10 protein-coding genes are annotated in these 12,189 nt (G+C 67.6%); 3 read left to right on the top strand and 7 right to left on the bottom strand.

Annotated features, from left to right (window positions below):
• Nucleotide 1 precedes the first annotated feature (1 nt).
• Complete coding sequence (gene pntB / locus D3H54_RS01035; RefSeq protein WP_149377474.1) at nucleotides 2–1,423, top strand: Re/Si-specific NAD(P)(+) transhydrogenase subunit beta; 1,422 nt, start codon at nucleotides 2–4, stop codon at nucleotides 1,421–1,423.
• Between the two features lies 1 nt (nucleotide 1,424).
• On the opposite strand, the gene D3H54_RS01030 is transcribed toward pntB, so the two are convergent.
• The 5 genes from D3H54_RS01030 to D3H54_RS01010 all read right to left on the bottom strand — a co-directional run bounded on the left by D3H54_RS01030 (nucleotide 1,425) and on the right by D3H54_RS01010 (nucleotide 6,533).
• Nucleotides 1,425–2,120 (bottom strand): haloacid dehalogenase type II, encoded by a 696-nt coding sequence (locus D3H54_RS01030; protein WP_149377473.1) that lies wholly within the window; start codon nucleotides 2,118–2,120, stop codon nucleotides 1,425–1,427.
• A 37-nt stretch (nucleotides 2,121–2,157) separates the two neighbouring features.
• A complete protein-coding gene (locus tag D3H54_RS01025) occupies nucleotides 2,158–3,021 on the bottom strand; it encodes an SDR family oxidoreductase (RefSeq protein ID WP_149377472.1) in 864 nt (287 codons plus the stop codon).
• Between the two features lie 79 nt (nucleotides 3,022–3,100).
• Entirely contained in the window at nucleotides 3,101–4,036 is a 936-nt protein-coding gene (locus D3H54_RS01020; RefSeq protein ID WP_149377471.1) for an SAM-dependent methyltransferase, read from the bottom strand.
• Between the two features lie 151 nt (nucleotides 4,037–4,187).
• A complete protein-coding gene (locus D3H54_RS01015; RefSeq protein ID WP_149377470.1) occupies nucleotides 4,188–4,823 on the bottom strand; it encodes a TetR/AcrR family transcriptional regulator in 636 nt (211 codons plus the stop codon).
• 309 nt (nucleotides 4,824–5,132) lie between these two features.
• The gene (locus D3H54_RS01010; RefSeq protein ID WP_149377469.1) at nucleotides 5,133–6,533 is read right to left on the bottom strand and encodes an aldehyde dehydrogenase family protein; all 1,401 of its coding nucleotides are present in this window, start codon (nucleotides 6,531–6,533) and stop codon (nucleotides 5,133–5,135) included.
• Nucleotides 6,534–6,669: 136 nt separating this feature from the next.
• Between D3H54_RS01010 and D3H54_RS01005 the strand changes: the two genes are divergently transcribed.
• Together D3H54_RS01005 and D3H54_RS01000 are read left to right on the top strand one after the other, a co-directional pair.
• Nucleotides 6,670–7,230, top strand: coding sequence for a TetR/AcrR family transcriptional regulator (locus D3H54_RS01005; protein ID WP_149377468.1), 561 nt, complete (start codon nucleotides 6,670–6,672; stop codon nucleotides 7,228–7,230).
• Between the two features lie 21 nt (nucleotides 7,231–7,251).
• Nucleotides 7,252–9,405, top strand: coding sequence for an FUSC family protein (locus D3H54_RS01000; protein ID WP_149377467.1), 2,154 nt, complete (start codon nucleotides 7,252–7,254; stop codon nucleotides 9,403–9,405).
• A 6-nt stretch (nucleotides 9,406–9,411) separates the two neighbouring features.
• Here the strand turns inward: D3H54_RS01000 and D3H54_RS00995 are convergent, their stop codons facing one another.
• Together D3H54_RS00995 and ptsP are read right to left on the bottom strand one after the other, a co-directional pair.
• On the bottom strand, nucleotides 9,412–10,383 hold the full coding sequence (locus D3H54_RS00995) for a pirin family protein (RefSeq protein ID WP_149377466.1): 972 nt from the start codon (nucleotides 10,381–10,383) through the stop codon (nucleotides 9,412–9,414).
• Between the two features lie 35 nt (nucleotides 10,384–10,418).
• Complete coding sequence (ptsP, locus tag D3H54_RS00990; RefSeq protein ID WP_149377465.1) at nucleotides 10,419–12,116, bottom strand: phosphoenolpyruvate--protein phosphotransferase; 1,698 nt, start codon at nucleotides 12,114–12,116, stop codon at nucleotides 10,419–10,421.
• Nucleotides 12,117–12,189: the final 73 nt, after the last annotated feature.

Genomic DNA, 12,189 nt, shown 5'->3' with positions numbered 1-12,189 from the left:
GTTGTTCACATTGGAAACGGCCGCCACTGCGGCCTACATCGTCGCGGCCCTGCTGTTCATCCTGGCGCTGGCCGGGCTGTCCAAGCACGAAACATCGCGGGCCGGAAACACGTTCGGCATGGCCGGCATGGTGGTGGCGCTGGTCGCCACCAACGCGCTGGCCCTGGCCCGCCATATCGAGCCACTCGGTCTGGGCCTGCTGATCGGCGCCATGGCCATCGGTGCCGCGATCGGATTGTGGCGTGCCCGCGTCGTCGAGATGACCGGGATGCCCGAGCTGATCGCGCTACTGCACAGTTTCGTCGGTCTGGCCGCGGTCCTGGTCGGCTGGAACGGCTACCTGCATGTCGAGCACGACCTCGCCGGTGGTGAAGCGGCACTACTCGATAGCCAGGGCATGCTCGGTATCCACTCCGCCGAGGTGTTCATCGGCGTGTTCATCGGTGCCGTCACCTTCACCGGATCGATCGTCGCCAACCTGAAACTGTCGGCGCGCATCAAATCCGCCCCACTGATGTTGCCCGGCAAGAACTTTCTCAATGTCGGCGCCCTGGTGTTGTTCGTTGCGTTCACCGTCTGGTTCGTCATCGAACCCCAGCTGTGGCTGCTCATCGTCGTCACGGTGTTGGCGCTGCTGCTGGGCTGGCACCTGGTCGCCTCCATCGGCGGTGGCGACATGCCCGTCGTGGTGTCGATGCTCAACAGCTATTCCGGTTGGGCTGCAGCAGCTTCGGGCTTCCTGTTGTCCAACGATCTGTTGATCGTCACCGGCGCCCTGGTCGGGTCATCGGGTGCCTACCTGTCCTACATCATGTGCAAAGCCATGAACCGCTCGTTCATCTCGGTCATCGCTGGCGGCTTCGGCATCGAAGCAGGACCGGCCGAGGACAAGGATTACGGCGAACACCGCGAGATCACCGCCGAGGGAGCCGCCGAACTCTTGTCGTCGGCCAGTTCGGTGATCATCACCCCCGGCTACGGGATGGCCGTGGCCCAGGCCCAGTACGGCGTGGCCGAACTGACCCGCAAGCTGCGCGAGCGTGGTGTCACCGTGCGATTCGGTATCCACCCCGTCGCAGGCCGGCTGCCCGGACATATGAACGTGCTGCTGGCAGAGGCCAAGGTGCCCTACGACATCGTGCTCGAAATGGACGAGATCAACGACGATTTCGACGGCACCTCGGTGGTGTTGGTGATCGGCGCCAACGACACAGTGAATCCGGCGGCGTCGGAAGATCCGTCCAGCCCGATCGCCGGCATGCCGGTGCTGACGGTCTGGAATGCCGAGCACGTCATCGTGTTCAAACGATCCATGGCCTCCGGCTACGCCGGCGTGCAGAATCCACTGTTCTTCCGCGAGAACACCCAGATGCTGTTCGGCGATGCGCGCGACAGGGTCGACGACATCAACGCCGCGCTGTGACCTAGAGCTTCTCGGCCAGCTCCAGGAAGTCCGTTGCGGTGACGTCGAATTCGTCGGGTTCGAACGGCACCCGATAGCGCCCCGGTTGTCCCCATTCCAGCAGCCGGTCGACGTAGGCGGTGCGCAATCCGGCATCGCGGGCGGCTCGCAGATCACTGGGATGGGCGGCCACCAGCATGGTCTCCTCGGGTGCCACGTCCAGGATCTGCGCGCAGCCCAGGTAGGCCTCGCGGTCGGGCTTGTAGTGCCCGAAGATCTCGGCCGACAGCACGCAATCCCACGGCAGGCCAGCATGTTTGGCCATCTCGGTCAGCAGCGATACGTTGCCGTTCGACAGCGTGGTGATGGTGAATCGTTCCTTGAGCCGGTACAGGCCGTCCACGGCGTCCGGCCAGGGAGCCAACCGATGCCATGCGCGGTTGAGGTGGTCGACGTCGTCCTCGCTCGCCTGGATGCCGGCGTCGCGGAGCAACTCGTCGAGGATCCTGCGGTGCAGATCGTCCAGCCGGGTCCACGGCAGCTCGCCGCGCCGAACAAGATTCATCGCCGGCACGTAGCCGCCCCGCCAGCTGTCGGCGAACGCGCCCCAATCCCGTTGCAGACCTTGCGATTTCCCGAACTGTTCAAGCTCGCCGATGATGCTGGAACGCCAATCGACGACCGTGCCGAACACGTCGAAGGCCAGCACGCGGATCATGGATGCCCCTGCGTGCCGGCCGACGACGCGGTCACGTTCAGCCGAGCTTGAAGGACGCGTGCTCGGCGGCCGACAGGTCGTCGATCGTCGACCACTGGGCGGCGACGTCGTCGACGCTCGGGACATGGTCGAAGGTGACGCCCTCGTTCTGGAACAGCGCCGCGCGCTGCACCTTGCCACCGCCGACGATGAACACCGACGCGGAGTCCGGCACCTCTTCGGTGCACAGGTAGCCGACCACCGGGGCGACGTACTCCGGGGTGAGCTTCTTGAAGACCTCGGGCGGCAGGATGTCCTCGGTCATGCGGGTCGCGGCGATGGGCGCCAGCGCATTGGCCTTGATGTTGTACTTGGCGCCTTCCTGGGCCAGCGTGTTGATCAGGCCGACCAGGCCGAGCTTGGCGGCGCTGTAGTTGGCCTGCCCGAAATTGCCGAACAGGCCGCTGGTCGAGGTGGCGACGACGATGCGGCCGTAGCTCTGCTCGCGGAAGTGCGGCCAGGCGGCGCGGATCACGTTGTAGCCGCCGTAGAGGTGGACCTTGAGCACGGAATCCCAGTTCTCGAACGGCATCTTGTGGAAGGTGCCGTCGCGCAGGATGCCCGCGTTGCTGACGATGCCGTCGATCTTGCCGAACTCCTCGATCGCGGTCTTGACGATGTTCTCGCCGCCCTCGGGCTCGGCGACGGAGTCGTAGTTGGCGACCGCGCGACCGCCGGCGTCCTTGATCTCCTGGACAACCTGGTCGGCCATGTTGTGGCCGGCGCCGGTTCCGTCACGTGCGCCGCCGAGGTCGTTCACCACGACGCTGGCGCCCTCGCGGGCCAGTGTCAGCGCGTACTCACGACCCAGGCCGCCACCGGCTCCGGTGACGACGATGACTCGATCAACAACTCCGGGCATGGGCCTTCCTCTCCTGCGACTGACGGAACGTAACTCTTGTATACGTGGGCCGCCGGAGCCACAGGCACCCGGGTTGGCGTCAGACCTTCTGTGCGACGACGAAGGTCGCGAACGCATCCGGGTCGTCGGCCATCGGGATGTCGATCCAGCGGCCGAGCCTGCGCATCTCGTCGACAGCGCGCTGCCCTGTGGCCCGCCAGCCGTGCGCATTCAGCCATTCGGTGAGGTCGGCGCGGTCGGGATCGTTGTAGGTCAGGTTCTGCATGTCGATGGTGCGCTCGATGCCCAATTGGTCGGCGAACTTGTCGAAGCGTTCCCGCATCTCTTCGCGACGCTCCTCGGAGTGATGTCCGACCGCCTCGGCGGACACCCGGCTGCCGGGCGCGCTCAACTCGGTGACCAATTCGAACAACCGGTCCTGGGCGTCGGCGGGCAGATACATCAGTAGTCCCTCGGCCAGCCAGGCGGTCGGCCGCGACGGATCGAAGCCCTGCGCCGTGAGCGCGGCCGGCCAGTCCTGGCGCAGGTCGACGGGAACCTCGCGGCGCTCGGCGACGGGCTGCACATCGTGGGCGGCCAGCTTTTCGGCCTTGTATTCGAGAACCAGCGGCTGGTCGATTTCGTAGACCCGGGTGCCTGCCGGCCAGTCCAGCCGGTAGGCGCGGGAATCCAGGCCCGACGCCAGAATCACGATCTGACGTACGCCCGCGGCCACCGCATCGGCAAAGAACGCGTCGAAGAAGTGGGTGCGGACCGCCTGGTAGTTGAGCATGTGACCGAACATCGCGGCGGCCTCGGGCTCTGCGTTGTCCAGCTTGCCGGCCAACGAGTCGTCGAGGAAGTGCTCCCACATCCCGGTCCCGGCGCCCTCGACCAGGATCCGTGCGTACGGATCCCGGATCAGGGGGTCGGGCTGCTCGGTCTCACGGGCACGCGCGGCGGCCACCAGTACAGCGGTCGATCCCACGCTTGTCGCGATGTCCCAGGTGTCGTCGTCAGTACGCGTAGTGCTCATCGGCAGCGGTATCCCATTCGGTGTCGCTTGACGGCTGGACACTGGGTGAGGCCCCACTAGGGCCGGATATCAACCCAGGTCAGCCAGATTGATACACCAAGGGTACCGAGAAACTTAGCCAGACTATGCGACTGTGGCGGAGGTCACCGCCTCAGGAGACGGTGCGCCAGGCCTGACCGTCGAGGAGCGCAAGGAACTGGTCGGTGATCGCGGTCAGACGATCCTGATCGCCGACGAACCCGGCGTAAAAGCCCAGTCCCCACATCACAGCCATCAGCATCTCGGCAGCCGCCTCGACGTCGATGTCCGCGCGAACCTCGCCCGAGTCGACGGCATCCTTGATGGCCGCCTTCACGTACCCGCGGGTGAACTCCCGCGAGTCGTGGTTGGACTCGGCCAACTCCGGATGTCGCTCGGACTCGAGCACCGACGTAACCAGGAAGGCCGCCACTGAGCGGTCCTGACCCTGGGCATGAACGGCGGCCTCGATGAAGACGCGGATCCGCCCCGCCAGGGTGCTCTCCCGTTGCGACTGATGCACGGCGGACTCGATCACCGAGGCGTTCGTCTGGTCGACGACCTCTTGATAGAGCAGCCGTTTGCTGGCGAAGTAATGATTAATCGCAGGTCGGGTCAAGTCGGCCCGGATGGCGATTGCCTGGAAGGTGGCAGCGTCATACCCCAATTCGCTGAACACCTCACGGGCAGCGCGCATGATGCGCTCGCGCGTTTCCGCTGCCTTAGCTGCTGGGGGGCGACCCGGGCCCCGACTGGCTGTATGCGGCACAGTCAAAATTGTGCCACACCTTTGCGCATATTTTTGACGGCGAACGACATTTGCTCAGGTCAACAAAATTAGAAATGTGTTCATGTTTTGACCTACCTTCGGAATCCGTTGCCAGAACGGCCGTTTGACCTGCAATCCGAGTCTGACATGCGGTTTCCGGTTCGGTTATCGGACAATGACAGATGCGTCATGAATTCCGACGGAGCAATTCGCACGACTATTCGCTCAATCTGTACCAACACGCGGAAGTTCGCCGTCGAGAGATTGCTGAGCTTTTGTACGGACTTTGCTATGGCCGTTTTCAGGGCATCAAAGGACCCTGCGCATTAGCCTGATCGCACGATCAGTATAGGGCGGATACATCAGTTTCAGGTCAAATTTCGTCGGTTTGGCGAGCACGGCGCGTCGGTGGCTGAGTGTCTCGAAGCCCCACTTGCCGTGGTAAGCACCCATACCGCTGGCGCCGACCCCGCCGAACGGAAGTTGCGGAACCAGGCAGTGCACCGCCACGTGGTTGATCACCGCACCGCCGGACGGCATCCGGTCGACGAGGTCCCGTGCCGCCGACCGCGACTCTGTGAAGACGTACAGTGCCAGCGGCTTGGGCCGGGCATTGACGAAGGCGACGGCGGCATCCGCCGAATCCACCGAGATGATCGACAGGATCGGGCCGAAGATCTCGTCCGACATCACCGGGTCGTCCGCGGGCGGGTCGACGATCACCGTCGGCTCGATCCGCAGGGCCGTGCGGTCCGACCCTCCGCCGGTGACGACGGTGCCGCTGGTCGCGCTGATCAGCGACGCCAGCCGGTCGAACTGCCGCTCATTGACGATGCGCAGCGACGGGTCCTTCTCCTCGGCCCGGAACTCCGCGATCGTCGCCACGATCTTGTCGGTCAGCTTTCCGACGATCGTGCGGTCGGCCAGGACGTAGTCCGGGGCGATGCAGGTCTGTCCGGAATTCATCAGCTTGATCCAGGCGATCCGGCGGGCCGCCACATCCAGGTCGGCGTCCGGGAGCACCACCACCGGGCTCTTGCCGCCCAGCTCGAGGGTCACCGGCGTCAGGGTCGGCGCGGCGGCCGCCATGATCTTGCGACCGATCTCGGTGCCACCGGTGAACAGTGCATGGTCGAAGCCCTGCGCCAACAGGTCCTGGGTGACCGCCGCATCACCCTCGACCACCCGGACGGCCTCGGAGTCGAGGTACTCCGGAACCAGCCGAGCGATGAGAGCAGAGGTGGCCGGCGCGAGTTCCGACGGCTTGATCACCACGCCGTTACCGGCGGCGATCGCGGCGACCAGCGGCGCCATGCACAGGTAGAAGGGGTAGTTCCACGGTCCGATCACCAGGATCGCGCCGAGCGGGTCGTACTGCACCCACGCCCGGCCGGGCTGCTGCGCCAGGGGAAGCCTGGACTTCTGCGGCTTGACCCACTTCTTCAGCTGCTTGCGGGCGAAGGCGGCTTCCGCCTTGGTCGAGCCGATATCGGCGAGCCAGGCTTCGAAGGAGGATCGGCCCAGGTCGCGGGCCAGCGCCTCGGCGATCTCCGGCTCGCGTTCGTCGCACATCCGCTCCACCGCGAGCAGCTGCTCGGACCGCCACGCCAGCGAGCGGGTGCGACCGCTGTTGAATACCCGGCGCACGTCAGCCAGCACACCGGCGGCGCCGCCTTCGGTCGCGTGGTCACTTGTGATCTGAACGGTCATGCCAACTCCTCGATTCGATCGCGTGTTTCCAGCTTGCCCCAAGATCGATCCGCGGTCACAAGCCGCCTGCGCAACTTGGTCACGATCCCGCCCGTCAGCTCTGTCTTGTCGGGGCCCGCGCATTATCGTTTGACCCATGGCAACCGTTGCCAACCGAGAGGCGTACTTCGAGACCGGTCTCGAAGTACTCGCCGACGTCGGTTACGGCGGACTCAAACTGGCCGAGGTGTGCAACCGACTCGGCGTCACAACCGGGTCGTTCTATCACTATTTCGCCAGCTGGCCGGCCTTCACCCGCGACCTGGTCTCCTACTGGGTGCAGGACCGGACCGTCCGGCTGATCGACGCCATCCGCGAGGTCTCCGACCCGCGCAGCCGCATCGAGGCGATCATCCAGGTCGGGTTATCCCTGCCGCACCGCGCCGAGGCGGCGATCCGGTCATGGAGTTCCGTCGACCCCCACGTGCTGGCCGTCCAGAGCGAGGTCGACCGAGCGCGGTACAAGATCCTCTACGACTCGGCGATCGAGATCGTCGACGATGTGCGGCAGGCCGAGGTGTACGCCTCCTGGGCGGTCTACGTCTTCATCGGCTATGAGCAGGCGATCCTGCCTCGCGAGCCGGACACATTCGGGTGGATCGCCCGCTACATGCTCGACGCGCTGGATTCGGGCAGTTTCGCCAGCGTGCCCCAGTGACCAGCGTGCCCCAGTGACAGGGTGTTGACCCCGGCCGTCCTGTGGCGTCGGGCGGCCGATCGGATCCGGACGCGCGACCCCGAGAACGACGGCGCACGACGCGCGGCGCGGGCCGCGATCGTCATCCCGATCGCCGCAGCGGTCAGCTTCGCAGTCGGCGGCGGGTCCCAGACGCCGCTGTTCACGATCTTCGGGTCGATCGCGCTGCTGATCGTGGTCGACTTCCCGGGCAACATGAACGCCCGGGCGCTGGCCTACGGCGGGTTGGGCTTCAACGGCGCGGTGCTGATCAGCCTGGGCACGCTGGCCGCGCCGATCCCGTGGCTGGCGATCCTGCTGACGTTCGTCATCGGGGTGGCCGTCACGTTCTCCGGGGTGCTCAGCGAAATCATCGCGGCCGGCCAGCGGGCCACGCTGCTGACCTTCGTGCTGCCGGTGTGCACACCGGCAGGCCCGCTCGGTGAGCGGCTGCTCGGCTGGCTGATCGCGCTGGCGATCTGCGTCCCGGCCGCACTGTTCCTCTTTCCGCCGCGCCATCACGGCGAGCTGCGCCGTCACGCCGCTGCCGTCTGCGCGGTCCTGGCCGACCGCATCGAGGGAACCGCGTCGGCAGCCGACGTCACCACCGCGATGGACGCGCTGCGCGCCAACTTCCTCGGCGCCGCCTACCGGCCGGTGGCCCTGACCGCGGGCAGCCGGGCCTTGGTCCGGGTGGTCGACGACCTGCAGTGGTTGTGCGATCGCGTCACCGGCGACACCGGCGAACTGCTCGGGCCGATCGGTGAGCCGGTGGTGCGGGTGCTGCGCGACTGCGCTCAGGTCCTGCTGATCACCCGGGCGGCCGCGCGAGCCGACGAGCGCGCGCTGCTGGCCGCCGCGCTGATCGACCTGCGGACCATCGCGGTCGGCACGTACCGCCAGGACATCGTCGACATCCTCGCCGAACCGGATGACGAGGCCGCCGTGGAGCTGGGCCGCACCCTGCTCAACCGCCGCACCGTCGGCGCGGCCACCGGCGTCACCGGGCGGCTCATCGCCAGCGCCGCGGCCGCCGACTCGCGGCCGGTGTGGGCGCGGGTGCTGGGCCGCCGGCTGCCGGAGACCGGGATCGCCGACCGGGTGTACTCCGAAACCGAGGCCGTCACCGCCCTGACCAGTGGTCACCTGGCCACCCGCTCGGTGACCGCCCGCAACAGCCTGCGCACCGGGCTCGGCCTGGCGCTGGCCGTACTCGTCACGTTCGTGTTCCCGGTCCAGCACGGTTTCTGGGTGGTGCTCGGCGCGTTGTCGGTGCTGCGCAGCAGCGCGCTGACCACCGGCACCACGGTCGTGCGTGCGGTGATCGGTACGGTCATCGGCTTTCTCATCGGCGCCGTCGTCATCGAACTGCTCGGTGTCGACCCGATCGTGCTGTGGGTGTTGTTGCCGCTGGTCGCCTTTGGTTCGGCGTATGTGCCCGAGATCGGTTCGTTCACCGCCACCCAGGCCGCGTTCACGATGATGGTGCTGATCGTGTTCAACCTGATCGTGCCGAGCGGGTGGGCCGTCGGCCTGATCCGGATCGAAGACGTCGTCGTTGGCGCGTCGGTGGGCGTCGTGGTGTCGCTGCTGTTGTGGCCGCGTGGGGTCAAGACAGCCGTGCAGCAGGCCATCGACGCGGCCCGCGAGGTGGGCTCCCGCTATCTGCGCGCCGCGGTCCTGCGGGTCACCCGCGGCGCCTTCGAGCAGGCCGAGAATCAGGTGAACGCGCTCAGCCACGACGCGCTTACGGTGTCCCGAACACTGGATGATGCTGTGCGGCAATATCTTTCGGAGAACGGTGGCCCGACTGATTCCCGCGCCCCGGTCGTGCGGGCGTCCAGCCGGGCGGTTCGGTTGCGCGCGGCCGCCGACCTGATCGCCGACATCGTCCCGCCCCCGCTGGGGGTCTACCCGCGGGCCCGGGCGGTGCTCGAGGCGCACGCCGCGGCGATCTGCTCCCGCTTCGACGGCAGCGGCGGCACCGGCCTGACCGCACCGATCAGCGACGACCTGGTGCCCGCGCTGCGAGCCGAGGCCGGCGACAACGGGTTGGCCGTCTCGGCGGCTCTGCCGCTGGTGACCGCGGCGGCCAATCTCGGCGAGCTGGAACTGACCTACCCGCCGGCCGTTGCCGCCGAACCACTGCGCGGCTGAATCGGCCTACCCGGCTCGGTGCGGCATCAGCGCACCGGGCGGCACGGTGCCGAACCGGCCGGCGTTGAAGTCCTCGAGCGCCTGGATGACCTCCGACTTGGAGTTCATCACGAAGGGCCCGTAGTGGAACACCGGCTCACGAATCGGCTTGCCGCCCAACAGCAGAACCTCCATGGCCGGCCGGTTGGAGTCCTGAGCCGCCGCGGCAGCCACCGTGATGCGGTCACCCGGGCCGAGCACCGCAAGCTGGCCCTGCTCGACGGGATGGCCGATGGGACCGACGGTGCCGCGACCGGAGAGCACGTAAACCAGTGCGTTGTAGTTGCGCGGCCAAGGCAGATTCAGCTGCGCGCCGGCCTCGATGGTGGTGTGGGCCAACGTGATCGGGGTGTGCGTCATCCCCGGTCCGGCCCAGCCGTCGACCTCACCGGCGATGACGCGCACCAGCGCCCCGCCGTCCTCGGACGACAGCAGGCGAACGGCCTGACCCTCGATCGACTGGTAGCGCGGCTCGGCGAACTTGTCCGCGCGCGGCAGGTTGACCCACAGCTGGACGCCATGGAACAGCCCGCCGCTCTCGACGAGCTCGGCCGGCGGTGTCTCGATGTGCAGGATGCCGGCACCCGCGGTCATCCATTGGGTGGCGCCGTCGGCGATCAGGCCACCGCCACCGTGCGAGTCCTGGTGGGCAAAGCGGCCGTCGATCATGTAGGTGACCGTCTCGAAGCCGCGGTGCGGGTGCCAGTCGGTGCCTTTGGGCTCGCCGGGTGAGTACTCGACCTCACCCATCTGGTCCATGTGAATGAACGGGTCGAGGTCGGCGGCACTGACTCCGGCGAACGCGCGCACGACGGGAAAGCCTTCGCCTTCATACCCGCGCGGCCCGGTGGTGACGGACCGGACGGGACGTTCGGTGTCGGACGGAGCGGCCGCGCTCAGGCGCGGTAGCGACAACGTGTCTGCGGTAACTGCTGGCATGATGGACACAACCGGACCGCGGTCCGATTAATTCCTCAGTCGAGCACGCCCAGGGCCGCCGCCCGGGCGTCAGCCGCGCTCGCCGTGGTCAGCACCGCGGTGGCGGCGTCACGGCATTGCTGCAGCGTGACCGAGGCGAGCTTGGCCCCGACACCGGTCACCGCCGCGGCCGCCGCGGACAGCGACGTGATGCCGAGCCCGACCAGGACACACGCCAGCAGCGGGTCGGCGGCCGCCTCGCCGCAGACCCCCACCGGCTTGCCACGGTTGGCCCCGGCGCGGGCGGTCTGGGCGACCAGGGCCAGCACGCCCGGCTGCCACGGATCGGTCAGCGTGGCCAGCTCGGCCGACATCCGATCGGCCGCCATCGTGTACTGGGCCAGGTCATTGGTGCCGATCGACAGGAACTCGACGTGGTCCAGGATGTGCTCGGCCAGCAGCGCGGCGGCCGGCACCTCGATCATCACGCCGGGCACCAGGCCTCGACCGCGAGCCCGGTCGGCGAATCGCTTGGCCTCGTCCGGGGTCGCGATCATCGGCGCCATCACCCACGGGGCACTGCCGGTCTGCTCGGCGGCCAGCGCAATCGCGTCGAGCTGGCGCTCGAGGACCTCGGGATGGAGGGCCTCGATCCGGATACCCCGCACTCCCAGCGCGGGGTTGGCCTCGTCGGGATGGCCGACGAACTTCAGCGGCTTGTCGGATCCGGCGTCCAGGGTGCGGATGACGACCTTGCGTCCGGCGAACGCGTCGAGCACTTCCCCATAGATGGAGGCCTGCTCCTCGACGGTCGGCTCGGTGTCGGTGTTGAGGAAGCACAGTTCGGTGCGGAACAGACCGATGCCCTCCGCCGGGGTGTCGCGGGCGGCGCGCGCGGCCGAACCGTCCTGCACGTTGGCCAGGATCGACACCTGGTGACCGTCGGCGGTGGCACCGGGACCGCTCCAGCCGGCCATCGCGGCGTTCGCGGCGTCGGCGGCCTCGACGGCGGCGGCCGCCTCGGCCGGGTCCGGGGATACCGCGACGGTGCCGCGGGTCCCGTCGATCAGGACATCGGTGCCCGCAGCCAGATCATCGAGGCCGTGCACGGCGACCACGCACGGGATGCCGAGCTGGCGGGCGATGATCGCGGTGTGGCTGGTCGGCCCGCCCAGCGTGGTGGCCAGGCCGACGACGAGCGCGGGATCCAGTCCCGCGGTATCGGCCGGGGCCAGGTCTTCCGCGCAGAGGATGGCGGGGTGGTCCGGCACCGGCACGCCGGGTTCGGGCAGGCCGCTCAGTTCGGCGATCACCCGGTCCCGGATGTCGCGCAGGTCGGTGACGCGTTCGGCCATCAGCCCGCCCATCTTGGTGAACAGGTCGACGAACTGTGCCACGGCCTCGGCGGTGGCGCGCACCGCGGGCGTGCCCTCCTTGATGCGTTTTTCCGCCGCACCCAGCCAGGCCCGGTCCTGGGCCAGCATCGCGGTGGCGGCCAGCACCTCGGAGGCAGCCCCTGTCGCGAGGGCGGCGCGTGCGCGCAACCGGTCGGCGACGGCGGACGCGGCAGCAGTGAACCGAGCGGCCTCGGAATCTCGCTGTTCGTCAGCGATCTGTTCGCCGGCGTCGAGGTCCTCGACCGAGGGCGCGCGGCCGGGCCGGATGACCGGTGCATAGCGAACACCGGGGACAACCGGAACGCCGCGCAGCACCTGTCCGGCACCGAGTGAGGTAGGCGTGGAGGAGACGGTCATGTGAACTACGTTACAACAATCCATTGACAAGTCAACACGATCGGGAGTAAAACAACATATATCAACATTCAAT

The organism is Mycobacterium sp. ELW1 (assembly GCF_008329905.1).
Lineage (GTDB): Bacteria > Actinomycetota > Actinomycetes > Mycobacteriales > Mycobacteriaceae > Mycobacterium.
Note: the sequence above shows the minus strand (reverse complement) of the source record. Positions and strands in the feature narration are given on the sequence as shown.